16 protein-coding genes and 8 pseudogenes are annotated in these 25,220 nt (G+C 66.8%); 10 read left to right on the forward strand and 14 right to left on the reverse strand.

The window, feature by feature from the left end; all coding sequences use genetic code 11:
• Nucleotides 1-84 precede the first annotated feature (84 nt).
• Both AC0IX7_RS17910 and AC0IX7_RS17915 read right to left on the reverse strand, forming a co-directional pair.
• A pseudogene (locus tag AC0IX7_RS17910) lies at nucleotides 85-363 on the reverse strand (response regulator); the annotation flags it as partial.
• Entirely contained in the window at nucleotides 360-2,159 is a 1,800-nt protein-coding gene (locus AC0IX7_RS17915) for a sensor histidine kinase (RefSeq protein ID WP_471813188.1), read from the reverse strand. The pseudogene AC0IX7_RS17910 and the gene AC0IX7_RS17915, both read right to left, overlap by 4 nt.
• Nucleotides 2,160-2,346: 187 nt before the next feature.
• Here AC0IX7_RS17915 and AC0IX7_RS17920 point away from each other — a divergent pair.
• From AC0IX7_RS17920 to AC0IX7_RS17935, 4 genes and pseudogenes are all read left to right on the forward strand, one after another.
• A pseudogene (locus tag AC0IX7_RS17920) lies at nucleotides 2,347-3,715 on the forward strand (dicarboxylate/amino acid:cation symporter).
• A 209-nt stretch (nucleotides 3,716-3,924) separates the two neighbouring features.
• Entirely contained in the window at nucleotides 3,925-5,397 is a 1,473-nt protein-coding gene (locus AC0IX7_RS17925) for an alginate export family protein (protein WP_471813190.1), read from the forward strand.
• A 258-nt stretch (nucleotides 5,398-5,655) separates the two neighbouring features.
• Nucleotides 5,656-6,852, forward strand: coding sequence for an acyl-CoA dehydrogenase family protein (locus tag AC0IX7_RS17930; RefSeq protein WP_471813192.1), 1,197 nt, complete (start codon nucleotides 5,656-5,658; stop codon nucleotides 6,850-6,852).
• Nucleotides 6,853-6,856: 4 nt separating this feature from the next.
• Nucleotides 6,857-7,939, forward strand: a complete 1,083-nt coding sequence (locus AC0IX7_RS17935) for an acyl-CoA dehydrogenase family protein (protein WP_471813194.1) — start codon at nucleotides 6,857-6,859, stop codon at nucleotides 7,937-7,939.
• A gap of 162 nt (nucleotides 7,940-8,101) precedes the next feature.
• Here AC0IX7_RS17935 and AC0IX7_RS17940 read toward each other — a convergent pair whose 3' ends face one another.
• On the reverse strand, nucleotides 8,102-8,419 hold the full coding sequence (locus AC0IX7_RS17940) for a hypothetical protein (protein ID WP_187504458.1): 318 nt from the start codon (nucleotides 8,417-8,419) through the stop codon (nucleotides 8,102-8,104).
• A gap of 51 nt (nucleotides 8,420-8,470) precedes the next feature.
• A complete protein-coding gene (locus AC0IX7_RS17945) occupies nucleotides 8,471-9,400 on the reverse strand; it encodes a LysR family transcriptional regulator (RefSeq protein WP_471813196.1) in 930 nt (309 codons plus the stop codon).
• Between the two features lie 107 nt (nucleotides 9,401-9,507).
• Between AC0IX7_RS17945 and AC0IX7_RS17950 the strand changes: the two genes are divergently transcribed.
• Complete coding sequence (locus tag AC0IX7_RS17950; protein WP_471813198.1) at nucleotides 9,508-11,034, forward strand: CoA-acylating methylmalonate-semialdehyde dehydrogenase; 1,527 nt, start codon at nucleotides 9,508-9,510, stop codon at nucleotides 11,032-11,034.
• Between the two features lie 107 nt (nucleotides 11,035-11,141).
• Here AC0IX7_RS17950 and AC0IX7_RS17955 read toward each other — a convergent pair.
• A pseudogene (locus AC0IX7_RS17955) lies at nucleotides 11,142-11,461 on the reverse strand (GIY-YIG nuclease family protein); the annotation flags it as partial.
• Between the two features lie 91 nt (nucleotides 11,462-11,552).
• Between AC0IX7_RS17955 and AC0IX7_RS17960 the strand changes: the two are divergent.
• The 4 genes and pseudogenes from AC0IX7_RS17960 (at nucleotide 11,553) to mmsB (ending at nucleotide 15,707) form a co-directional block, all read left to right on the forward strand.
• Complete coding sequence (locus tag AC0IX7_RS17960) at nucleotides 11,553-12,710, forward strand: acyl-CoA dehydrogenase family protein (protein ID WP_471813200.1); 1,158 nt, start codon at nucleotides 11,553-11,555, stop codon at nucleotides 12,708-12,710.
• Nucleotides 12,711-12,822: 112 nt separating this feature from the next.
• Nucleotides 12,823-13,863: pseudogene (locus tag AC0IX7_RS17965) on the forward strand (enoyl-CoA hydratase/isomerase family protein).
• A 77-nt stretch (nucleotides 13,864-13,940) separates the two neighbouring features.
• A pseudogene (locus tag AC0IX7_RS17970) lies at nucleotides 13,941-14,713 on the forward strand (enoyl-CoA hydratase).
• Nucleotides 14,714-14,837: 124 nt separating this feature from the next.
• Nucleotides 14,838-15,707, forward strand: coding sequence for a 3-hydroxyisobutyrate dehydrogenase (gene mmsB / locus AC0IX7_RS17975; protein ID WP_471813202.1), 870 nt, complete (start codon nucleotides 14,838-14,840; stop codon nucleotides 15,705-15,707).
• 24 nt (nucleotides 15,708-15,731) lie between these two features.
• On the opposite strand, the gene AC0IX7_RS17980 is transcribed toward mmsB, so the two are convergent.
• The 9 genes and pseudogenes from AC0IX7_RS17980 to AC0IX7_RS18020 form a co-directional block, all read right to left on the reverse strand.
• The gene (locus AC0IX7_RS17980) at nucleotides 15,732-16,127 is read right to left on the reverse strand and encodes an MAPEG family protein (RefSeq protein ID WP_471813204.1); all 396 of its coding nucleotides are present in this window, start codon (nucleotides 16,125-16,127) and stop codon (nucleotides 15,732-15,734) included.
• 51 nt (nucleotides 16,128-16,178) lie between these two features.
• A complete protein-coding gene (locus AC0IX7_RS17985; RefSeq protein WP_187504449.1) occupies nucleotides 16,179-16,397 on the reverse strand; it encodes a hypothetical protein in 219 nt (72 codons plus the stop codon).
• A gap of 85 nt (nucleotides 16,398-16,482) precedes the next feature.
• Nucleotides 16,483-17,739, reverse strand: a pseudogene (locus tag AC0IX7_RS17990) (MATE family efflux transporter).
• A gap of 501 nt (nucleotides 17,740-18,240) precedes the next feature.
• A pseudogene (locus AC0IX7_RS17995) lies at nucleotides 18,241-19,328 on the reverse strand (extracellular catalytic domain type 1 short-chain-length polyhydroxyalkanoate depolymerase).
• A 128-nt stretch (nucleotides 19,329-19,456) separates the two neighbouring features.
• A pseudogene (locus AC0IX7_RS18000) lies at nucleotides 19,457-20,706 on the reverse strand (adenosylmethionine--8-amino-7-oxononanoate transaminase).
• Nucleotides 20,703-21,320, reverse strand: coding sequence for a dethiobiotin synthase (gene bioD / locus AC0IX7_RS18005; protein WP_471813206.1), 618 nt, complete (start codon nucleotides 21,318-21,320; stop codon nucleotides 20,703-20,705). Before bioD ends, AC0IX7_RS18000 begins: the two are co-directional and overlap by 4 nt.
• Nucleotides 21,317-22,438 (reverse strand): 8-amino-7-oxononanoate synthase, encoded by a 1,122-nt coding sequence (locus AC0IX7_RS18010; RefSeq protein ID WP_471813208.1) that lies wholly within the window; start codon nucleotides 22,436-22,438, stop codon nucleotides 21,317-21,319. Before AC0IX7_RS18010 ends, bioD begins: the two co-directional genes overlap by 4 nt.
• A gap of 331 nt (nucleotides 22,439-22,769) precedes the next feature.
• Complete coding sequence (locus tag AC0IX7_RS18015; RefSeq protein ID WP_471813210.1) at nucleotides 22,770-23,411, reverse strand: 2-dehydro-3-deoxy-6-phosphogalactonate aldolase; 642 nt, start codon at nucleotides 23,409-23,411, stop codon at nucleotides 22,770-22,772.
• Complete coding sequence (locus AC0IX7_RS18020; RefSeq protein ID WP_471813942.1) at nucleotides 23,408-24,271, reverse strand: 2-dehydro-3-deoxygalactonokinase; 864 nt, start codon at nucleotides 24,269-24,271, stop codon at nucleotides 23,408-23,410. The genes AC0IX7_RS18015 and AC0IX7_RS18020 overlap by 4 nt, the downstream gene beginning before the upstream one ends.
• Before the next feature lie 251 nt (nucleotides 24,272-24,522).
• On the opposite strand from AC0IX7_RS18020, the gene AC0IX7_RS18025 reads away from it, so the two are divergent.
• Nucleotides 24,523-25,176: a FadR/GntR family transcriptional regulator gene (locus AC0IX7_RS18025; RefSeq protein WP_471813212.1), complete on the forward strand. Its 654-nt coding sequence runs from the start codon at nucleotides 24,523-24,525 to the stop codon at nucleotides 25,174-25,176.
• Nucleotides 25,177-25,220 lie beyond the last annotated feature (44 nt).

A 25,220-nucleotide genomic window follows, 5' to 3' on the forward strand; every position in this document is an offset into this window, starting at 1 on the left:
CATTTCGAGCGCACGCCTCGCCCCCGCGATGAGGTGGTCGGTCGCGAACGGCTTCGGGATGAAGTCGAACGCGCCGTTCTTTAGCGCGGCGACCGCCATCGCGACGTCGCCGTGGCCGGTCATCAGCAGCACCGGGATCTCGTGGTCGATCGCGGCGATCCGGCGGAAGAGTTCGAGGCCGTCCATCTTCGGCATACGGATGTCGGACACCACCGCGCCGTCGAACCCGGCGGTCACGCGGGCCAGCGCGACGGTCGGATCGCGCTCGGCAATCACCGCGATCCCCGCGAGTTCGAACGATTGCTCCAGCGCACCGCGCAACACGTCGTCGTCGTCGACGAGCAATACCGCTTGCTCGCTCATGCCTTCACCAGGATCATACGGAAAATCGCGCCTTCGGGAGCTGGGACGAGGTCGAGCGTGCCGCCGAACTCGGTCATGATGTCGCGCGCGATGCCGAGGCCGAGCCCGAGGCCGTCCTTCTTGCTGGTCGCGAACGGGGTGAAGAGGTGGTCGGCGATCGCCGCGTCGATGCCGGGACCGTTGTCGGCGACGGTCAGCACGACGTCGCGGCCTTTCCTGCCGACGGTGACGCTCACGCGGGCGTCGCGGCGATCAGCGACGGCGTCGAGCGCGTTCTGGAGGAGGTTGACCAGGACCTGCTCCAAGCGGACGCGGCCGGCGATGACCGTCAGCCGCGCCTCGGGCCCGGTGGGGAGGTCGAGCGTCACGCCCTTCGCGCGGAAGCGGTCGCCGATCAGCAGGCGGACGCCGTCGATCGCCTCGTCGAGCGCCACGGGGCCGATCGAGCCTGCGCCCCGTCTCGCATAACGCCTGAGCCCAGCGGTGATCGTGCCGATCCGGCTGGTGAGATCGACGATCGACTGGAGGTTGGTTGCCGCGCGCGCTGGTTCGTTGCGGGCGAGGAACGCGGCGGCATTGTCGGCGAAGGTGCAGATCGCGGCGACCGGCTGATTGATCTCGTGCGCGACGCTGGCGGTGATCGTGCCGATCGAGCCGACCCGGTTGGCGTGCGCCAGTTCCTCGCGCGCCTGGCGGAAGCGCTGGTCGGACGCCTCGCGTTGCTCGACCTCGATCTGGAGGCGGTCGGCGGTGGCGCGGAGCTCGGCGGTGCGGCGCGCGACCTCCGCCTCGAGTTCGGCGCGCGCACCCGCATTGCGCTTGCGACGTTCGTAGAGCCACCACGCGGCCAGCATCGCCGCGACCGTCGCCAATGCCGCGATCGCGGTCGCCCAGCGCGTTCGGGCGGCGGCAGTGCGCAGCGCGGCGTCAAGCGGCTCCATGTGCACCAGTCGCCAGCCCGCGATCGGCACCGGCAGCGAAACCGTCACCGCCGGCGTCCCGTCCGCAAGACGCGCGCGATCATCGTCGAGCAGCAGCGGTGCGGGCGCGAGCGAGGAGTATCCAAACTGGCGGGTGGCGATCAGCGCGGCACGGCGCGCGGGCGCAAGCGGGCGCGTGGTGCGGAATTGCAGCGCCGGGTCGCTGGAGATCAGGATGATGCCGTCCGCATCGGTGACGAAGGTCGCCATGAGATCCTGAATCCACGCCCGCGCGATCTTGCCGAACTCGACCTTGACCACGACCACGCCGAGCGGCCGTCCGTCACGGTCGATGCGTCGCGAGAGATACAGGCCGGGGCGCCCGCTGACGCTGCCGAGCGCGAAGAACTCGGTCGCGCCCGATGCCATCGCCTTGGTGAAATACTCGCGGAACCGATAGTCGTGGCCGAGGAAGCTGTCGGGCCGCGCGGCGTTCGATGCGGCGATCGTCATGCCCTGCGTGTCGAGCGCGTAGATCACCGGCGCGCCGGTCCGCTCCGCCAGCATCGCCAGCTTTTCGTTGAGCGCCGGGTCGACTTGTCCCGATGCGAGCGCGGCGCGCACCGCGGGATATTCGCCGAGCATGACCGGCAGCAGGCGATAGGTCTGCAACTCGGCTTCGAGCAGGCGGAGGTTGCTTCGCGTCTGCTGCACCGCGCGCATCCGGACGCTGGCCGTGACGTCGGCGACGGCGCGCGCACCATAGATCGAGGCGACTCCGGCGACGATCACACCGAGCGCGGCGAACGCCAGCAATACCGTCAGTGCGGTGATGAACAGGGGGATCGGAGCCGCGCCATTTGTGCGGATTATCACACACAAACGGGGTTCGCCATCACCGAAACACGGCATTTTTCACACATCTGAAAAATCGGTATGCCGACAAAGCGCGCAAAACCAACGTTTTATGCCGAATGCTGCGCGGTCTTGTAGTCCTCGGTTCGGGCCGGCATTACCGTCGCCATAAACGTCCCGTGGCAGTGGACGAGGTTTTCAGGAGGCGATGTTGACCCTACCATCCCAGACATATGGCGTCGCGGAAACGCCCGCGCGCAAGCGCTGGAGCGGCCAGTTGTATATCCAGGTGCTGATCGCGATCGCGCTCGGCGCGGCGCTCGGGCATTTCTATCCGACCTATGGCGCAGCGCTGAAGCCGCTCGGCGATGCGTTCATCAAGCTGGTGAAGATGATCATCGCACCGGTGATCTTCCTGACGCTCGTCACCGGGATCGCCGGGATGAAGGAGCTCGGTTCGGTCGGGCGCGTCGCGGGAAAGCGTTCGCGTACTTCCTGTTCTTCTCGACGCTCGCGCTGATCGTCGGGCTCATCGTCGCCAACGTCGTCCAGCCGGGTGCGGGGATGAACATCGACGCCGCCACGCTCGATACCAAGGGCATCGCCGACTACACCGTGAAGGCGCACGAGACGACGATCACCGGGTTCCTGATGAGCATCATCCCGGACACGATGGTCAGCGCGTTCACCGAAGGCAACATCCTCCAGATCCTGCTCGTCGCGATCCTGTTCGGCATCTCGCTGAGCCTGGTCGGCGAGCCTGCCAAGCCGGTGCTGAACTTCCTCGAGCGCCTCAGCCTGATCGTCTTCAAGCTGGTCGGCATCCTGATGCGCGCGGCCCCGCTGGTGCGTTCGGTGCGATCGCGTTTACGATCGGCAAATACGGGATCGGCAGCCTCGCCAATCTTGGCGCGCTGGTCGCGACCTTTTACCTGACCGCGGCGCTGTTCGTGGTCGTCATCCTCGGCACCGTCGCGCGGCTTACCGGCTTCTCTATCTTCAAGCTGATCAAGTATTTGAAGGCCGAGCTGTTGCTGGTGCTCGGCACGTCGTCGTCGGAAGCGGCATTGCCGAACCTGATCCAGAAGATGGAGGCGGCAGGCTGCGAGAAGTCGGTCGTCGGGCTGGTCGTGCCGACGGGGTATTCGTTCAATCTGGACGGCACCAACATCTACATGACGCTGGCGGCGCTGTTCATCGCGCAGGCGACAAACACGCACCTGACGCTCGGCCAGGAACTGCTGTTGCTCGTCGTGGCGATGATCTCGTCGAAGGGCGCGGCTGGCGTTACCGGAGCGGGCTTCATCACGCTGGCGGCCACGCTGTCGATCGTGCCGACCGTGCCGATCGCCGGCATGGCGCTGATCCTCGGCGTCGATCGCTTCATGAGCGAGTGCCGCAGCCTGACCAACTTCATCGGCAACGCGGTCGCGACGATCGTCGTGGCGCGCTGGGAAGGTGCCCTCGACCGCGACAAGCTCGACGCCGCCTTGTCGGGCAAGCTGCCCGAGCTGGCGCCGGCGCAGACGTCCGCGCCTATGACGGCCCCCACAACGGCTGGGCCTGCAATCGTTTAAAATGAGGGTGGCGTTTGCCCGGCAGCGGGCAGCCACCCCAGCAGTTCGAGGTGCTTTTATGATCCGTCCGTCCATCGGTGGAGCGCTGTGCGCGCTCGCCTCCTCCTTGCTCGCGTCCACCGCTATCGCCCAGACGGCTGGAGTTCAGACCGCGCCGGCAACCGATCCCGTGGCGGCGGAGCCCGCGGCCGATCCCGTCCCTCTCTCCGATGGCGTCTCCGCAGGCGCGCCCGCAACGGCCCCGCGCCAGCTGCGGGCGCGGCGCAATCCTGTTTCGAAGGACCAGTCGGCCAGCGCTGCGTCGTCGCCGATCGCCGAGAGCTATCCCAACGCCGCGATCGGCGACGGGACGACCGCGAGGTGGCTACAACCAGTCGCGCTGGGCGGAGGATTGGTCGAAGCTGCGCGATCCGGCCAAGCGCAAGGACATCGTCGACCAGCTGAAGTTCATCCCGATCGCCGCGGACGGCGAGGTGTATCTGACGCTGTCGGGTGAGGCGCGGTTGCGCGTCAACCAGACCACCAACCCCAATCTGCGCGATGCCGAAGCGCAGCGGCAGGATATCCTCCGTCTGTTCGGCGGTGCCGATCTGCATGTCGGCGAGCATTTCCGGTTCTACGGGGAATTGGCGCACGGCACGCTGGAGGGGCAAGATCTCGGCACCGCATTGCCCAATCTGCGCAACAAGCTGGCGGTGCAGCAGGCGTTCGTCGACGTGACCGGGACGGTCGCCGATGTCGATCTGGGCGTGCGCTATGGTCGCCAGACGTTCGCCGACGGGCCGAACCTGCTGGTCGTGCCGCGCGATAACAACACGCTGTATTTCGGGTTCAACGGCTTCCGCGCCTGGGCGCGAACGGCCGGAGTCCGCGCCGACGTGTTCGATTTCAAGCCGACCGCGTATGGCAATGGCGGAACACAGGACGACAATGCCGAGAGCGATCGGCGGTTCACGGGCATCTCGACCGGCGTCGTCGTGCCCGAATCGCTGTTCGGCGGATCGAAGCTGTACGTCGATCCCTTCCTCTGGCGGCTGCGCGATCGCTCGGCGACGTGGGGCACCGGCACGGCGCGCGAGGTGCGCAACTTCTATGGCCTGCACATCTGGGGCGATGCGGGGCCGGTCAACCTCGACTGGACGATCAACTATCAGGGCGGCAGTTACGACAACCGCTCGATCAAGGCGTGGCTGTTGCTGGCGGGGCAGACCTATCGGCTCGGCAAGGGCAAGAATGCGCCGCGCGTCGGCTTCCATGCGGATTATGCGAGCGGCGGCGGTGCCTATGGCACCGGCACGCTGCGCAACTCGCTCGCGCCGTTCGGCAACAACATCTATTACAGCTATCAGCTGTTCGCGACGCCGACCAATCTGATCGCGGTCGCGCCGAACTTCAGCTTCACCACGCTCGGCAAGCTGCGGCTGACCGCAGAATACCAACTGTCGTGGCGCGATACGACGAGCGATGCTGTGTACCGGGCGAACGGGTCCGCGTTCGCCGGCACGCAGAATTTCGGGGGCAAGAAGATCGCCGATACGATCCGGTTCCAGGCGGTGTATCCGATCAGCTCGCGGCTGTCGTTCACCGGGCGCTACGAGCATCTGATCGCGGGGCCGGCGCTGACGAACGCGGGGTATAAGAACTCCGACTTCCTGGCCGGGTGGATCAGCTACCGGTTCTGATGCCCTATCGATCCTCCCCTTGAGGGGAGGTGGCGCCCGCAGGGCTGACGGAGGGGTAGCGCGCCATCGAGAGCGTGACACCCCTCCGTCTGGCAAGAGCCAGCCACCTCCCTGCCAGGGGAGGATCAAGGCGCGGCGATACCGCCTGAATTAACCTGCGTCGCTCGGCACAACAAATTCCGCCGTTCGGACCATACCGGTCCTTCAATTCCGTGATCGACTGTGGCACATGGACTCCAACATCAGGAGCACATGGCCATGGATCTCAGCTTCACGCCCGAGGAAGAATCGTTCCGCGACGAAGTCCGCGCGTTCTTCCGCGACAAACTCCCCGCGCGTCTCTCGAGGCTGGTCCGCGAAGGCAAGCGCCTCCGCAAATCGGATATGGAGGAATGGCACGCGATCCTGAACGAGCGCGGCTGGCTGGCGAACCACTGGCCCGAGGAATGGGGCGGCCCAGGCTGGAGCGTGATCCAGCGCTTCATCTTCGACAATGAGTCCGCGCTCGCGCACGCGCCTCGCGTCGTCCCGTTCGGGGTGAACATGCTCGGCCCGGTGCTGATCAAATACGGCTCCGAGGAGCAGAAGAAGCACTGGCTGCCGCGTATTCTCGATGGCTCCGACTGGTGGTGCCAGGGCTATTCCGAGCCGGGCGCGGGCTCCGATCTCGCGGGTCTGAAGACGACGGCCGTTCGCAAGGGCGACGTCTATGTCGTCAACGGCCAGAAGACCTGGACGACGCTCGGCCAGCATGCCGACATGATCTTCTGCCTCGTCCGCACCGATCCGGCGGCGAAGAAGCAGGAGGGCATCTCATTCCTGCTGATCGATATGAAGTCGCCCGGCATCGAAGTCCGCCCGATCACGCTGATCGACGGCGAGCAGGAGGTGAACGAGGTGTTCTTCACTGATGTCGAGGTGCCGGTCGCCAACCTCGTCGGCGAGGAAAACCAGGGCTGGACCTACGCCAAGTACCTGCTGACCTATGAGCGCACCAATATCGCCGGCGTCGGCTTCTCGATCGCGTCGTTCGAGCGGCTGAAGGAAGTCGCGCAGATGCAGAAGAAGGGCGGGCGTGCACTCGCTGACGATCCGTTGTTCGCGGCGCGGATGGCGCGGGTCGAGATCGATCTGGCCAACATGCAGACGACCAACCTTCGCGTACTGGCGGCGGTCGCGGGCGGCGGTGCGCCGGGCGCGGAGAGTTCGATGCTCAAGATCAAGGGCACCGAGATCCGCCAGGAGATCACCTCGCTGACCCGCCGCGCGTATGGATCGTACGCGGCGCCGTACATACCCGAGGCTCTGGAAGCCGGGTGGAATGGCGAGGATGTCGGCCCGGAGGACGCGGCGATGGCGGCGCCGAGCTATTTCAACAATCGGAAACTGTCGATCTTCGGCGGGTCGAACGAGATCCAGAAGAACATCATCTCCAAAGCCATCCTGGGTCTGTGATACCATGAACTTCGAACACACCGACGACCGCCGCATGCTCGCCGACACGCTCGTTCGGGCGCTGCGCGATGGCTATGCGATCGATACGCGCAATGCGGGGGCGTATGGCGAGGCAGGGTACGACCCGGCGGTCTGGACGCAGTTGAACGAGTTGGGGATCGTCTCGGCCTTGTTCGACGAGGCGGCGGGTGGTTTCGGCGGCAGCGGGTTCGACATCATGGTGGTGTTCGAGGCGCTCGGTCGTGCGCTGGTGGTCGAGCCGTTCCTCGGTGCGCTGATGGCCGGGCGGGCGTTGGCGAAGGCCGGCGGACAGGACGAAATGCTGTCCGGGATCGTGTCAGGCGAGACGATCGCCGCTTTCGCACTCGATGACGGCGCCACGCCGGTGACCGCGACGAAGAGCGGTGATGGCTGGACGCTCAGCGGGACGAAGGCGGTCGTGCCGCAGGCCGGTGCGGCGTCGGTGTTCGTCGTGGTGGTCGAGCAGGACGGCGATCCGCTGGTGCTGGTCGTGCCCGCGGACACGGCGGGCGTGTCGGTGCGAAGCTACAACACCGTCGAGGGCGGCGCGGCCGGCGATGTGACGTTCGATGGCGTGACGCTGGAGGCTGAGGCGCTGCTTGGCGGCGACGGGCAGGGGCAGGCGATCGTGGACGCGGCGGTAGGGGCGGGGCTGCTTGCGCTGTCGGCCGAAGCGGTGGGCGCGATGGAGTTCGTCAAGGAAGCCACGCTCGGCTATCTCCGCGACCGGAAGCAGTTCGGTGTGCCGATCGGCAAGTTCCAGGCGCTCCAGCACCGCATGGCGACCGTTCTGCTCGAGATCGAACAGGCGCAGTCGGCTGTGATCAATGCGGCGTCGGCGTTCGACGGCGACGACGCGAAGGCGCGCGAACGTGCTTTGTCGGCAGCGAAATACACGATCGGGCGGACCGGGGCGCTGGTCGCCGAAGAGTCGATCCAGCTGCACGGCGGGATCGGCATGACGTGGGAATACGCCGTGTCGCACTATGCCAAGCGGCTGGTGATGATCGACCACCAACTGGGCGACGAGGATTATCACCTCCAACGATACATCGCGCTGGGCTGACGAACCCTCGACCACAACGCGTTCCCTTCCCTGAAAGGGAGGGGCTAGGGGTGGGTCGGCCGCTTGGGATACCGAGCCGTTCGCCAACCGGCCTACCCACCCCCAACCCCTCCCTTTCAGGGAGGGAGCAGGTCAGCGATCCTCTCGACCGTTCCTCACTCGCTACCGCCGACGCTTGCCGATCATCGGCCGCAGTCGGACTCCGACGCAGATCACCGTCGGCCACAGCAGCGTGTTGACGATATCGAGCGAGGTATCCTCCCACCGCCACGACCCGAAGGTCATGCGGTCCATGATCTCGTTGAACGCCTCGCCCGCGACGACGACCCACCACGGGATGAACGTGCCGAACGAGCGGCGCGTGATCAGCCGCGCGATCATCAGCAGCAGCATCCCGGCATGGATGTGCAGGATCGTGTCGGGCAGCCCGGTGCCGTCGCCGATCCAGTCGATCATCTTGTGGTAGAGGGTCGGGATCACGCTGTTCCTCCGGACGAACAGGATGTCGCCGCGGCGCGCGCTATACGGGGCTCACTGCGGCGCGGCAATCGATGGGCCGGTCGGCTTGGGAGCGGTACCCAGCATCAGCGGCTTCAACTCGCCTATGGTCGCGTCCAGCCAGGCGATGAACCGGTCGATCCGCGCGATCCGGCGGACGTCGCGGTGGACGACGAGCCAGAACGAGCGCGCGATGTCCACCGCTTCGGGCAGCACCCGCACCAGTCCCGGCACCCGGTCGCCGATGAAGCACGGCAATATCCCGCACCCCGCCCCCGCTGCGATCAGTTCGGCCTGTGCGACGATGCTCGAACTGCGGATCGACGCGTCGAGGCGGCCGTCGATCTCCGCCAGATAGCGGAGTTCGGGCGCGTAGATCATGTCGGGGACATACCCGATCAATCGGTGCCGTATCAGGTCCGCGGTGGTCGCGATCGGCCCGGTCCGCGCGAGGTGATCCGGATGCGCGTAGAGGCCGAGATGATAGTCGGTGAGTTTCCGCGTCACCAGCGGCCCGCTTTTGGGTCGTGCGAGCATCACCGCAATATCCGCCTCGCGCCGCGACGGGTTGAGGAACCCGGTCGAGGCGATCAGGTCGATCGCGATCCGCGGATGCTGGTTGGTGAACGACGCGAGGCGGGGCGCGAGGATACGGCTGCCGAAGCCTTCCGAGACGCTCAACCGGATCGGTCCCGCGAGCACGCCGGCATCGTTGCCGACGACTTCCTGGATGCCGAGGGCGGACGCTTCCATCGTCTCGGCATGCTCGAGCAGCGCCGAGCCGCGTTCGGTCAGCGCGTAACCCGCGACGGTCTGTTCGAACAACGTCGTCTGGAGTCGCCGCTCTAGCCGTTGCAGCCGTCGCGAAACCGTCGTCGCGTCCTGCCCCAGCATTTTCGCCGCGGGTCCAAGTCGGTGCGTACGCGCCAAAGCGAGGAAATACCGAACGTCGTCCCAGTCCATGAACGCTTCGTCCCATGCTGCATATCTGCAGAGCGAATCTGCAAACAGCCCCACTTGGCTGCGAAACGCTTATGGCGGACGATGCGCGTGATTAGAAGAGGATGCCCATGCGGACGATCGAGAATTTCGTGAGCGGTGCGGCCAGCAAAGCCGAGCGCTTCGGGGACGTGTTCGACCCGAATTCGGGCGACGTACAGGCGCGGGTTCGCTTGTCGGGTGCGGTCGACCTCAATGCAGCGGTCGCGGCGGCGCAGAAGGCGCAGCCGGCCTGGGCGGCGACCAATCCGCAGCGTCGCGCTCGCGTGATGTTCGAGTTCAAGCGACTCGTCGAGGCGAACATGGACGAACTCGCGCGGCTGCTGTCCTCCGAACACGGCAAGGTGATCGCGGATTCGAAGGGCGATATCCAGCGCGGGCTCGAGGTGATCGAGTTCTGCTGCGGCATCCCACACATCCTCAAAGGCGAATACACGCAGGGCGCGGGCCCGGGGATCGACGTCTATTCGATGCGCCAGCCATTAGGCATCGGTGCGGGGATCACGCCGTTCAATTTCCCGGCGATGATCCCGCTGTGGATGTCGGGCGTCGCGATCGCCACGGGCAACGCGTTCATCCTCAAGCCGTCCGAACGTGATCCGTCGGTGCCGGTGCGGCTCGGCGAGTTGTTCGTCGAGGCGGGGCTGCCCGAGGGCATCTTCCAGGTCGTCCACGGCGACAAGGAGATGGTCGACGCGATCCTCGATCATCCGGCGATCTCGGCGGTGAGCTTCGTCGGGTCGTCCGACATCGCGCATTACGTGTACCGGCGCGGCGTCGAGGCGGGCAAGCGGGTGCAGGCGATGGGTGGCGCGAAGAACCACGGCATCGTCATGCCCGACGCCGACCTCGACCAGGTCGTTGCCGACCTGTCGGGCGCGGCGTTCGGATCGGCGGGCGAGCGCTGCATGGCGCTGCCGGTGGTGGTGCCGGTCGGCGAGAAGACCGCGATTGCGTTGCGCGAGAAACTGATTCCGGCGATCGCGGCTTTGCGCGTGGGCGTGTCGACCGACAATGACGCGCATTACGGGCCGGTGGTGAACGCGGCGCATCGCACGCGGATCGAGAACTGGATCCAGACCGGCGTCGACGAGGGCGCGGAACTGGTCGTCGATGGGCGCGGGTTTGCATTGCAGGGGCATGAGAAGGGCTTCTTCATCGGCCCGTCGCTGTTCGATCACGTCACCACGGAGATGTCGGCATACAAGGAGGAGATCTTCGGGCCGGTGCTCCAGATCGTCCGCGCCGCCGATTTCGAGGAGGCGGTGCGGCTGCCGAGCGAGCATCAATACGGCAACGGCGTCGCGATCTTCACGCGCAACAGGCACGCCGCGCGCGAATTCGCGGCGCGGGTCAATGTCGGCATGGTCGGCATCAACGTGCCGATTCCGGTGCCGGTGGCGTATCATACGTTCGGCGGGTGGAAGCGCTCGGCGTTCGGCGACACCAACCAGCACGGCATGGAGGGCGTGAAGTTCTGGACCAAGGTCAAGACGATCACGCAGCGGTGGCCGGATGGGTCCGCACTGCCGGCGATGGCCGAGGATGGCGGTCCGGCGCGGAACAACGACGCGTTCGTCATTCCGACGATGGGGTGAGTGGGGTGGGCGCTCCCAATCCCGTCATCCTGACGAAAGTCAGGATCCAGGGCCACGAGCGTAAGGGCTCGTGGCTCTGGGTCCCGGGTCAAGCCCGGATGACGGCTGGGGAGCGGATCGAAGCCCCAATCCTCTGCCAGATCGCGCCAAGCAGGGTTGCCGGCCTCGATCAATTCGATCTTGCACGGCGCCAGTTCTTCAATTGCTTCTCGCGTCCGATAGCGCCCTCCATCGTGTCGGCCATCTCGAACCAGACAAGCCGTTTGACGCCGTACATTCGGGTAAACCCGCCAAAGGATCCGGCACGATGCTGAACGATCCGCGCCATCAGATCGGACGTCACGCCGATATACAGCGTTCCGTTGCGCCAGCTTGCGAGGATGTAGACAGCCGGTTGCCGATCCACGTCATTTCCCCCAATCGTCATCTTGACACACGTCAGGACCCAGAGCCACGAACACCGGCGTCCGTGGCCCTGGGTGCCGGGTCAAGCCCGGCATGACGGAGATAGGACCACGATGAACCAGTTCACCTCCAACCAGTTCGACCTCACCGACGACCAGCGCGAGATCCAGGAGCTCGCTCGCCGCTTTACCGCCGACCGGATCACGCCGCATGCGGCCGAGTGGGACGAGAAGCACATCTTTCCGCGCGACACGATCAAGGCGGCGGCCGAACTCGGCTTCGCGGCGATCTATGTCAGCGAGGAGAGCGGCGGGATCGCGCTCGGGCGGCTCGAAGCAGCGCTGATCATGGAGGCGATGTCGTATGGATGCCCTTCGACGTCCGCGTTCATCAGCATCCATAATATGGCGGCGTGGATGATCGACCGGTTCGGGTCGGCGGCGGTGAAGGACAAGTATCTCCCCGATCTGGTGACGATGGACCGGCTGGCGAGCTATTGCCTGACCGAGCCGGGCTCGGGCTCCGACGCGGCTGCGCTCAAGACGCGCGCCGTGCGCGACGGCGACGACTGGATCGTGACGGGCTCGAAGCAGTTCATTTCGGGTGCCGGCGAGAACGAGGTGTACGTCACCATGGTCCGCACCGGTGAGGACGGGCCGAAGGGCATCTCGTGCCTGGTGATCGAGAAGGACATGCCGGGCGTGTCGTTCGGGGCGAACGAGAAGAAGCTCGGCTGGCATTCGCAGCCGACCCGGCAGGTGATCTTCGACGGCGTCCGCGTACCGGCGGCGAACATGGTCGGCGGGGAGGGCGAGGGCTTTCGGATCGCGATGATGGGGCTCGACGGCGGGCGGCTGAACATCGGCGCTTGCTCGCTCGGCGGCGCGCAGCGGTGTCTCGACGAGGCGATCGCGTATACGCGGGACCGCAAGCAGTTCGGCAAGCCAATCGCGGATTTCCAGAACACGCAGTTCATGTTGGCGGACATGGCGACCGAATTGGAGGCGGCGCGCGCGCTGCTGTACATGGCGGCGGCGAAGGTGACGGCGAACGCGCCCGACAAGACCAAGTTCGCGGCGATGGCGAAGCGGCTGGCGACGGATACGGGGTCTTCGGTGGTGGATCGCGCGTTGCAGCTGCACGGCGGGTACGGGTATCTGCAGGACTACCCGATCGAACGCTTCTGGCGCGACCTGCGCGTGCATTCGATCCTCGAGGGGACGAACCAGGTCATGCGTATGATCGTCGGCCGCGAACTGACGCGGCAATGAGTCCGCGCAGCACTTTCATCCCTCATCTCTGCGTCCTCTGCGCCTCTGCGCGCAAAAATTTTTCGCGCGGAGGCGCAGAGAGCGCAGAGATTTTGCCCGAAAGGCTTGTGTCGTGACCGACCTGATCGTTGAGCGTGAAGGGCCTGTCGGCCGTATTCGTTTGAACCGGCCCAAAGCGCTGCACGCGCTCAATCTCGGCATGTGCCAAGGCGTGCTCGAAGCGCTGGAAGCTTGGCGTGGCGATGCGGCGGTCGAGGCGATCGTGGTCGATCATGCCGAGGGGCGTGGGTTCTGTGCTGGCGGTGATATCCGGATGCTCGCCGCCTCGGGGGCGACCGACGGCGTTGAAGCGCGGGCGTTTTTCATGCCGAGTATCGGATGAACCATCGGCTGTTCACCTATGCCAAGCCGATCGTCGCGTTCATGGACGGGATCACGATGGGCGGCGGCGTCGGGCTTGCCTTACCGTGCCGGTTTCGCGTCGCCACGGAGAATACGAAATTCGCGATGCCGGAGACGGGGATCGGGTTGTTCCCGGATGTCGGCGGCGGCTGGTATCTGTCGCGGTTGCCGGGACGGATCGGGCAGTATCTCGCGCTGACCGGGCATCGGCTCGATGGCGCGGAGTGTCTCGCGCTGGGGCTGGCGACGCATTTCCTGACTAGCGATACGCTTGATACCGCCAAGGCGCGGATCGCCGCGACGCCGCAGGAGATTGCCGGCGTGCTGGACGCGTTGGCGACTGCGGCTCCCGAGGCGAAGATCCTCGCGCGCAAGGACGACATCGACCGGCTGTTCGCGTCGGACGTGCTGGAGGACATCTACGCCGCGCTCGACGCCGATGGTGGCGAGTGGGCGACGCAGACGCTCGAGACTCTCAAGACCAAGTCGCCGCAGACGATGAAGGTGTCGTTGCGGCTGCTCCACGAGGGTGTGGCGATGGCGAGTTTCGCGGACGAGATGAAGCAGGAATATGCGGTCGGCGCGCATGTCGTGCAGCGGCATGACTTCATCGAGGGCGTGCGCGCGGTGATCGTCGACAAGGACAACGCGCCGCGTTGGGATCCGGCGACGCCCGAGGATGTGACCGATCATGTGATCGACCAGATCTTCCGCGCCGTTGCCCGAGCATGAGGCATGGACGCCGGGCTGATACGCCTAAATGTTCTCCCGCGAAGGCGGGAGCCCGAACTGGGTCCCCGCCTTCGCGGGGATACAAGGAGTAAGTGAATGACCTACGAAACGATCCTCGTCGAGCAGCGCGACGGCGTCACGCTCGTGACGCTGAACCGGCCTCAGGCGCTGAATGCGCTAAACTCGCAGGTGCTGGCGGACCTGATCGCCGCGTTTGCCGCGTTCGATGCGGATGCATCGCAGGGCTGCGCGGTGCTGACCGGGTCGCCCAAGGCGTTCGCGGCGGGGGCGGACATCAAGGAGATGCAGTCGCAGGGGTTCGCGGACATGTATGCGAGCAACTTCTTCGCGGGCTGGGAGAATTTCACGCGGACGCGCAAACCGGTGATCGCGGCGGTGGCGGGCTATGCGCTCGGCGGCGGGTGCGAACTGGCGATGATGTGCGACTTCATCCTCGCCGCCGATACCGCGAAGTTCGGCCAGCCCGAGATCAAGCTCGCCGTATCGCCGGGCATGGGCGGATCGCAGCGCCTCACGCGCGCAGTCGGCAAAGCGAAGGCGATGGAGATGTGCCTGACCGGGCGGATGATGGACGCCGCCGAAGCCGAGCGCGCGGGGCTCGTGTCGCGGATCGTGGCCGCCGACGATCTGGTCGAGGAGGCGGTGAAGACCGCCGCGACGATCGCGGCGATGGCGCCGCTGGCGGCGCTGGCGAACAAGGAAATGGTCAACGCCGCGTTCGAGACGGGGCTCGCGATGGGCGTGCAGTTCGAGCGGCGGCTGTTCCACGGGCTGTTCGGGACCGCGGACCAGAGCGAGGGGATGGCGGCGTTTGTGGAGAAGCGTCCAGGAGCTGGACGGGGAAGTAGCTAATTTCCTCCCGCTTGCGGGAGGGGTCAGGGAGGGGCGTGCCCGGATTGCCGACGATGTGATTGCGGCACTGCCCTCCCCAACCCCTCCCGTGAACGGGAGGGAGCAGAAGTAGGAGAGAGCATGGCACGGATCGCATTTATCGGGCTCGGCAACATGGGCGGCGGGATGGCGGCGAACCTCGCCAAGAAGGGCCACGACGTTCGTGCGTTCGACTTGAGCGCGGACGCGCTGGACAAGGCGAAGACCGCTGGCTGCCTCCCCGTCGCATCCGCTGCCGAGGCTGCGGACGGCGCCGAGGCGATCGTGACGATGCTGCCGGCGGGCAAGCATGTCGCCGAGGTCTATGATGCGCTGTTCGGCGTCGGCCCGGCGTCCGCGATCCTGATCGACTGTTCGACGATCGACGTCGCCACCGCCAAGCAGGTCGCCGAAGCCGCGCAGGCCAAGGGACTTGTCGCGGTGGATGCGCCGGTGTCGGGTGGCATCGGCGCGGCCAATGCGGGCACGCTCACCTTCATGGTCGGTGGTTCGGCCGAGGCGTTCGACCGGGCACAGGCGATCCTCGCGGACATGGGCAAGGCCGTCATCCATGCAGGGGCGAACGGCGCAGGGCAGGCGGCGAAGATCTGCAACAACATGATCCTCGGCGCGACGATGATCGCGACCTGCGAGGCGTTCGTGCTGGCGGAGAAGCTGGGGCTCGATGCGCAGGCGTTCTACGACATCGCGAGCGTGTCGTCGGGCCAGAGCTGGTCGATGACCACCTATGCGCCGCTGCCGGGGATCGGTCCCGATACGCCTGCCGATCACGACTATCAGGGCGGCTTCGCGGCGGCGCTGATGTTGAAGGACCTGCGGCTCGCGATGGCGGCGGCGAAGGATGTCGGCGCGGATACGCCGATGGGCGCGAAGGCCGCCGAGCGCTACGAGGCGTTTGCCGGCGAAGGGCAGGGAAGCCTCGACTTCTCGGCGATCATCCGCACGCTTTGAGACAAGCCGGGGCGAGGCTGACCCTCAGAGGAAGCGGATCAGCATCAGCAGCAGGCCGAGGATCGACACCATCCAGCACAGGCTGCGAATATATTTGATTCCGAACAGGTACAGCGGGATGTAGGCGATCCGCGCGCCGAACCAGAGCCACGCACCGATCGCACCGATGCCGCCGGTGCGATCGGTGACGGCCAGCCCCAGCGCGAGCGCGACGAAGACCGGGTAGGTCTCCTGGAAATTCTTCAGCGCGCGCTCGGCGCGGCCTGCCATCTCGCCGAGCGGCTTCTGCTCGCCGTCGCGCGGCCCGGCATTCCAGTCTAGCCCGCGGTCGTGCGTCGCGGTCTGGCCCTGGATCATCACATAGGCGAATAGCAGGACCGTCGACCAGCCGAGCAGCAGCAATTCGGTAGGCAGCGTCATGATCGATCTCCGCAGGGGCCAGCGGATCTCGCCAGCGGATCTTGAACGCCGCTATGCCAGCGAGGTTGCGCTGGGTTGGACGGGATTGGCAAGCTGGCGTGCATCGCGGGCGCGGTGGAACGCGCGGTCGGCATCGTCGATCGCACAGAGCAGGCTGCCGAAGCACGGCACCTCGTCGATCGGATAGACCCGCGACAGGTCGTGGCCGAGCGCGAAAACGTCGCGCTGCGTGAGCAACCCGATCGCGACGATGCGGTCTTGATCAGGCATATGTCAGGCTCCAGTGGTGTAACACACGTTAACACGTCTGAGCTGCTATGTATCAGTAATATCGGATAAAGAGGCCAAGCGAGCCTTAGCCGAGGCCAAGTCGTTCGCGCGCCTGCCACCGGGCGATCATCAGCACCGAAACCACTGCCAGTCCGGCTGCCAGCCCTGTCCAGATGCCGACCCCGCCCCAGTCGCGCCCGAACGCGAGCCATGCGCCGACACCGATGCCGATCCCCCAATAGCCGATAGCGGCGAAGATCATCGGCACCTTGGTATCGCCCAGCCCGCGCAACATGCCCGCGCCGATCACCTGCGCGCCGTCGACCACCTGGAACACCGCGGCGACCGCGAGCAGCGAGATCGCCAGCGCGACGACCGGCGCATTGGCGGGTGCATCGACGTCGAGGATGATGCCGATCAGCAGTTGCGGGGCGAGCACGAGCAAAGCCGCCGTCAGCACCATCGAATCCTTCGCCGATCGCGAACGCGGCCCAGCCTGCGCGTCCTATGCCGGCACGGTCGCCGCGTCCGAGGCGAGCCCGACGCGGACGGTTGCGGCCTGGGCGATGCCGAGCGGGACCATGAAGGTGACGCTGGCGATCTGGATCGCGATCGCATGGGCTGCGAGTGGCACCGTGCCGAGCAATCCCATCAGGAAGACGGCGGCGATGAATACGGTGGATTCGAACCCGAGCGTGATCGCGATCGGCAGGCCGAGCGTCCAGACCGCGCGGTATCGCGGCCAGTCGGCGCGCCAGAACCGGCCGAGCAGGCGATAGCGGCGGAACGGCCTTGCGTAGACGACGACGGCGGCCATCGCGACGAAGCTGAGGCCGTTGGCGATGCTGCTCGCCATCCCCGAGCCGAGCAAGCCGAGCGCGGGGAGGCCCGCGTGGCCGAAGATGAGCAGCCAGTTGAGCGCGGCGTTGACCACCAGCAGCCCGACCATCACCACCAGCGACCAACCCGGCCGCTCGAGCGCGGCGACGAACGCGCGCAGGACGAGGAACGCGAGGCTCGGCAGCATCCCCCACATCACCGCGCGCACGAACCGCGCCGCGTCGTGCGCGAGCAGCGGATCCTGATCGAGCAGGTGCACGAGGATCGCCTCGGCATTCCAGAGAATGATCCAGGACGGGAGGCAGAGCGTGGCCGCGACCCAGATCGTCTGCCGCACGGTCCGCCGGATATCGCGCACCGCATGCGGCCGCGCACCCCGCTCGCGCGCGATCATCGGGACCGCGGCGGTGGTGAGGCCCATGCCGAAGACGAGGAACACGAGGTAGAGGTTCAGCCCCAGCGTCGCCGCCGCCAGCGTGTCGGGGCCGAGCCGCCCGAGCATCGCCACGTCGGTCGCGCCGACCAGCGCCTGCGCGAGATCTCGTCGCGACCAGCGGCCAGGCGAGTTTCAGCGTGGCCGCGAATTCGGTGCGCCAGGGGCGGGGCGGGGTGGACGTCATGCGCTGGCTTTAGCCGGGTTCACGAGCAAGTCGATTATTCCTGCTCACCCTCCCTGTCTGGGGAGGTGTCGCCGCAGGCGACGGAGGGGTGACCCGCTATCGAAAGGGGCGATACCCCTCCGTCTGGCAAGAGCCAGCCACCCCCTGCCAGGGAGGATTGATGTGGCGTGAGCCGCCGAGGCAACGCACCGGGACGTCGCGCGACGGTTTCGCAACCATCCCGTGATTCCGCAACCATCCCGTGTTTTTCCAGCCACTCCGTCATCCTGACGAAAGTCAGGACCCAGAGCCACACAAGACACCGCTGTTACTCTGGGTCCTGACTTTCGTCAGGATGACGATGGGGTGTTTGGCGCGCACTCAACTCCCCACCCTCCGGCATCCTACCGCATCAATCCGGCAGCGCGGAGGGCGTTTTCGATCGTCGCCTGGATCCCCGTAGGCGCCTCGGCGCGAGGCTTCGACGCAGGCTTCGACGAGACCGGGATCGCGATCTTCGCGACGCGTTCGACCGGCGCCGGCTTGGCCGCAGTCTCCGCCTTCGCCGCCGGAACCAGCCCCCAGGACTTGGCAATAACTGCCGTACTAGAAATCCCGACGTCCAGCATGAACGGCCCAGCGGCGCCCAGTCGCTCGCCTCGCAACGGGTCGATCGGCGTCCCATGGCCCATGCCCGGCACGGTCCAGTCCTCGACGACGTCACGTCCCTCGGCATCCGACCAGATTCGGTGGACCGCGGTGCCGACCCGCTCCGTGCGTACCGCGGTCGCGTCGACGCCGTGGATGCCGCGCCATTGCCGCGCGATCGTGTCCGCATTCGCCACGCTGACCGTCGCGTCGGCGCCGCCGTGCCAGATCGCCAGCGTCGGCCAGCGCCCGTCATGCCCGCGCGAGCCGCTGCGGACCGCGTCGGCCAGCGCGACGTCGCTGGTGTCGCCATGCCCGCGCATCCGATCGAGCGCCTGCGATACGCCAGTCGCGGTGCCGTAAGCCAGCCCGCCGATCACCGCGCCGCCCGCGAACAGGTCCGGCCGCGTGGCCAGCATCGCCACCGTCATCGCGCCGCCCGCCGACAAGCCGGTGACGTACACGCGGCTGCGGTCGAGGCCGTGGCGGGCGATCATCGTCTCGGTCATCTGCGCGATCGATTCCGCCTCGCCGCCAGCCTGCGCGGTGTCCTCCGACGCGAACCAGTTGAAGCAGAGGTTGGGATTGTTCGCGCGGGTCTGCTCGGAAACAGCAGCGCGAAGCCGGCACGGTCCGCGAGCTTCGACCAGCCCGACCCGTGGTCATAGCCTGCCGCGGTCTGCGTGCAGCCGTGCAGGACGACGACCAAAGCCGCGCCCGCTGGCAGGTTCTTGGGCACGTAGCTGTGCCCAAGCAGCGCGCCGGGGTTAGTCCCGAACTCGATCAGCGGCGTCAGGCGGCTCGGCGCGATGTCGCGCGGCGTCGGTGCCCCGGCACGCGCCATGCGGGCGATGGTATCGGCGATGTTTCTCACGTGAATCGAGCCTTTCGTCGCAAGCGTACTCAGCCGCGATCCTATCTCAACGTCGCACCTACATCATTTGTTGCTGCAGTGCAGCAAGAACGTCAGCCTCAGTGTCGGATCTCATCGCACGCTTCGCCGATCGCAGCGTAGATCCGATCGAGATCGGCGTCGTCGATGCAGTAGGGCGGCATGATGTAGACGGTGTTGCCCAGCGGGCGGAGCAGCAGGTCGCGGTCGCGGAAGAAGGCGAGCAGGCGCGGCCCGATCTGCGAGAGATAGCCGTCCTCGCCGCGGAGCTCGACCGCGGTGATGGTGCCGATCTGGCGCGCATTGGCGATGCGGGGATGCCGGGCAAGCGCCTCCAGCCTTGATGCCTGGCGTGCGGCGAGATCGGCGATCCGATCGCGCACCGGTTCGTCGCGCCAGATCGCGAGGTTCGCATTGGCGGCGGCGCAGGCGATCGGGTTGGCGGTGTAGCTCGACGAGTGGAAGAACATCCGCGCGCGGTCGGTGCCGTAATGCGCCTGGTAGATCGCCTCGGTCGCCATCGTCGCTGCGAGCGGGACCGCGCCGCCGGTGAGCCCCTTCGACAGGCACAGGATGTCGGGCACCACGCCCGCCTGTTCGCAGGCGAGCAGGTGCCGGTGCGGCCCCAGCCGGTCATCACCTCGTCGGCGATGAACAGGACGTCGTAGCGGGCGCAAATGCGGCGCATCTCGGCGAGGATGTGCGCGGGATAGATGTGCATCCCGCCCGCGCCGAGCAGCAGCGGCTCGACGATGAACGCGGCGGGGTGTGCGGCGCAGGCCCTCTCCAGCGCGTCGAGTGTAACCTGTTCTTGGCCGGCGACGGGGAAGGAATCGTGCCGACGTCGAACAGCAGCGGTGAATAGGCGCGGTTGTAGACGCCGCGCGCACCGACCGACATCGCGCCGATCGTATCGCCGTGATAGCCGTGCTCCATCACCAGGATGCGATGGCGGTCCTCACCGCGATCGAGCCAATAGCCGAGCGCCATCTTCACGCGCACTCGACGCTGGTAGAGCCTGAGTCCGAGAAGAAGACTCGCGTAAGGTCCGGCGGCATGATCGCGATCAGGCCGCGCGCAAGGTCTTCGGCGGGTTGGTGCGTCCAGCCGGCGAAGATGATCTGGTCGAGCTTGCCAGCCTGTTCTGCGATCGCCGCCATGATCCTGGGGTTGGCGTGGCCATGCGTGGTGACCCACCAGGACGAGATCGCATCGACGATCCGCCGGCCGTCCGAGGTGTACAGTGCCGCGCCGTCGGCATGCGTGACGAGGGAATTGGCTCGCGCAGGCCGTGCTGCGTGAAGGGATGCCAGACGGGCGAGTCGGTCACCGGAACGGCTCCAGGTCGAAGTTCGCGGCGAACGCCTCGGCCAGCGTGGCGGCGTTGAGCAGATCGAGGCGAGGCAGGCGACCGAGCCTTCGGACCTTGCCGAGTGCGGTGATGGTCGCCTCGCTATCCTCGACCGCGTCGCCGACGAAGGCGATGCCGAGGATCGGTACGCCGCGGCTGCGCAACGCCTCGATCGACAACAGGCTGTGGTTGATCGTGCCGAGCCCGGTGCGCGCGACGAGCACGACCGGCTTGCCCCACCGTGCGAACAGGTTGGCGAAGATCAGGTCGCGCGTGACCGGCACCATCACGCCGCCCGCGCCTTCGACCACCAATGGGCCCTCGACTTGGGGCAGCGCGAGCCGGTCGGGATCGATCGTCACCCCATCAATTTCGGCGGCGAGATGCGGCGAGCACGGCGTGGTCAGCCGATACGCTTCGGGCAGGACGTGGTCTGCAGGAACACCCAGGGTCACGACCGAAGCCGCATCGCTGCCGTCCGCGAGTCCGGCCTGCACCGGCTTCCAGTAGCGCGCGCCGAGCGCCGCGGTCAGGCCCGCGGCGAACACGGTCTTGCCGATATCGGTGTCCGTTCCGGTGACCACGATCGTCATTGCAGCGCCTCTCCCAATACCGTTCCCAAAGCCTCGATATCCGCCGCAGTGGCGTTCAGCGTCAACGATATCCGCAACCGCGACGTACCGTCGGGCACGGTCGGCGGACGAATGCCACGCACGTCGAACCCGGCCCCCTGAATAGCGGCGGCGACGTGCATCGTCCGCGCGGCATCGCCGAGTATCAGCGGCAGGATCTGCGACCCGGTCGCTGCGACGCCGTACGGCGCCAGCACCCGCTCCGCCGTTGCGACGAGATCCCAGAGCCGCTCCCGCCGCCCCGGTTCGTCCGCCACGATCCGCAACGCCTCGCCAACCGCCAGCGCCATTAGTGGCGACGGCGCGGTCGAGAAGATGAACCCGCGCCCGCGATTGACGATGAATTTGCGCATGACCGCCGGCCCGCAGAGCAATGCGCCCTCGCAACCGAGCGCCTTGCCGCACGTCCGCAAGGTGATGACGTTGTCGCGTCCGTCGAGCCCTTCGGCGAGGCCACGGCCGTCGGTGCCGAACACCCCGGTCGCGTGCGCCTCGTCGATCAGCAGGATGGCGTCATGGCGGTCCGCTACCCGCGCGAGATCGGCGAGCGGCGCGCGGTCGCCATCCATGCTGTAGAGGCTCTCGACCGCGATCCACACGCGGCCCTTGCCGCCAGCCTTGCGCCAGGTGGCGATCACGTCCTCGAACGCACCGGCGTCGTTATGTGCCGCGCTCACACAGGTCGCACGTGTCAGCCGCATGCCTTCGTGCGCGCTCGCATGGATCAGCGCGTCATGCACGATCAGGTCATCGCGCTGCGGCAGCGTCGCGAACAGGATCGTGTTGGCGATGTAACCGCTGGCGAAGAACAGCGCCGCCTCGGTGCCGAAAAACCGCGCGGCATCCGCCTCCAGCGCCTCATGCTCGGGCGCATTTCCGCGCAACAACCGCGAGCCGCCCGAGCCGACTGGCACGCCGCGCGCCAAGGCCTCGATCATCGCAGCCCGCAGACGATCCGATCCGGCGAGCCCGAGATAGTCGTTCGAGGCGAAGTCGACGCCGGTACGCGGTCGGAGCGATCGGTACCGGTCGGCGGCGGCCAGCGTGGCGAGGTCTCGTTCCTGGTCGGCGAACATCATCGCGCCGCCCTAACCTCAACGCGGCACGATGACGATGGCGGGTCGATCACGAGCCCCAATCGGTCACCCGGATCGGTCACACCAATCCCTCACGCCCCAATCCGTCACCCCAGCGAAAGCTGAGGTATCCCAGTTAGCGGGCGGGCGACCCGCACCAGGAGACCCCAGCTTTCGCTGGGGTGACGAGGCGGGGTTCGTGGGATATCTGGTTGCGGTTGTGGTTGCGGTTGCGGTCCTGGCGGAGTCCCGGAAGCCCGAGAGCTTAAGAACAGCAGAGTCTCAGAGCCAGCGGCGCCCCCGACGGCCGGGGCCAGCTCTGGTAACCCTTTGATTACGCCTGCAACGCGTCGATAAATCCGCGAGCCCGTGCGCCGACGTCCGCCGCGGTCATCCCCGGCGCATACAACGCCGAGCCCAGACCGAACCCCGCCGCACCTGCCTTGCGCCACTCGGCCATGATCTCCGGCACGACGCCACCGACGGGTAGCACGCGCGTATCCTTGGGAAGGACGGCGCGCATCGCCTTCAGTACCGCTGGGCTCGCCGCCTCGGCGGGGAACAGCTTCAGCGCCGCCGCGCCCGCCTCCAGCGCCGCGAACGCCTCGGTCGGGGTCGCGATGCCGGGGAGGGCGACATAACCGCGCTCGGCCGCAGCCGCGATCACCCGTACGTTCGCGTTGGGGGCGATGATCAGCGTCCCACCCGCCGCGCCGACCGCCGCCACGTCCTCGACGCGCAGCACCGTACCCGCACCGACGACCGCGCGGCCCTTCAGTGCGCGAGCCAGCCGGGCGATGCTGTCGAGTGGGTCGGGCGAGTTCATCGGCACTTCGAGGATCGTGAAGCCCACCTCGACCAGCGCCTCGCCGATCGCCTCGACCTCATCGGGCTTCACGCCGCGCAGGATCGCGATCAGCGGACACTTTGCGAAGGCGTCGTCGAAGGCTTGGCGGTGGGTTGTGGGGGAAGTCATGCTGCAAGATCCTGGATGCGGGTGATGCCAGCCACGAATCCGGCCTGGCTGTCGATATGGTGCGAGGTGCCGCCCAGCGCATCGATCGCGCCGGCATAGAGCGCACCCAGCGCGGGATCGGCGAGGATGTGCACCGCGGCACCCGGCTCGATCCGCGCGACCGTATCCGCACCGATCAGCAGCCCGCTCGCGAACGACGCTGCGTGCGCGTCGTCGGCAATCCCGAGCACGCCGCGCGCGCGGATCGCGAACAGGCTGGCGGCGAGATCGCGCCGCGCGCCCTCGGCGACGCCTTTGAGAAACGCGGAGCCCAGTTCGACCGGGTGGCCAAGCTGTCGCGACAGCACGCCGTGCGCGCGGAGCAGCGCGAAGAGTTCGCCCGTCATCGCAGTCGTGAAGCGGGTGATCGCGCCGCCCTCGACGGTCGCCCATTTGCAATGCGTACCGGGCTGGCAGAGCATCGCGTCGGCGGGCACCAGCCCGGCAGCGACCGCGCCGAGCAACTGCACCTCCTCGCCGCGCATCACGTCGGCGTGCAGCCCGTCGCGGTACGACAGCCCCGGCACGATCGCGGTGCGGTCGTCGATCCGCTCGAGCCCCGCGGCGATCTCGGCAAGACCCGCGGGCGCCGCGACATAGGGCACGCTGCGCCAGCCGATGTTCGATCCGACCATCCCGGCGAGCAGCATCGGCAGGTCGCCGAGCCGCGCGCGGATGCCGGCGACCTCCGCCTCATAGTCTTCCGCAGCGACATTGGCCGCGCCGCGATCGTCCCGCTCGGACGCGACGACGCTGCCGTCCTCGATCCGGAACGCGCGCCTGTTGGTCGTGCCCCAATCGACTGCAATAAAATCGCTCATCTCATCACCCTCGGGCTCGTCGCCTGTGCCGCAATAGGATCGCTCGCGCGCGGTGGCGACGATCGAACTGCCCGGTTTATATGACAATTACGGAATGTTTGTCATGCACGATCGCGCAACACGTATTTTAGACCTTTTGACGGGTGACAGTATCGCACGCTTGCGTCAGAACCTTGCCGATGGCGATCGATATGACAGAAGGCGAGAGTGGTCCGACGGTAACCGCGTTGGGGCGTAACCTTACGCATGGGATGCTCGATACGCTCGGCCGTGCGATCGTCACGGGGCGGTACGAACATCGTCCGTTCCCGACCGAGGCGGAGATCGCCAAGACGCACGGGGTGAGCCGGTCGGTGACGCGCGAAGCGGTCAAGATGCTGACGGCAAAGGGCTTGGTCAGCGCGCGCCCGCGACAGGGCACCATCGTGCAGCCGGCAAGTGCGTGGAACCTGTTCGATACCGACGTCTTGCGCTGGACGCTGGAGCGGAAATTCTCGGTCGATCTGCTTCGGCATTTCAACCAGTTGCGGGTCGCGATCGAACCGGAGGCGGCGGCGTTGGCGGCACGGTTCGGCGACGCCGCCGATTTCCTGACGATCCGTGCCGGGCTGGAGCAGATGGAGGCGGGCGAGGCGGGGCTGACCGATCCGCTCGAGGCGGATATCGCGTTCCACATGGCGATCCTGCGGGCGTCGAAGAATCCCTTCTACGCGCAATTCCAGTCGGTGGTATCGACCGCGCTACGCACGTCGATCCGGTTCACCAACCGGATCAAGGGACGGTCTGCCAACATCGCCGATCATGCGGCGGTGGCCGATGCGATCATCGCGCGCGATCCGGGCGCCGCGCGGGTCGCGATGAGGCGGATCATCGGCGATGTGCTGACGCTGATCGGCGAAGAGTAGCGCCCGGCGGCGTAGCCTTTTCGGACTGTGCCGTTCATCCCCGC

This window comes from Sphingomonas sp. AC411 (genome assembly GCF_979253035.1).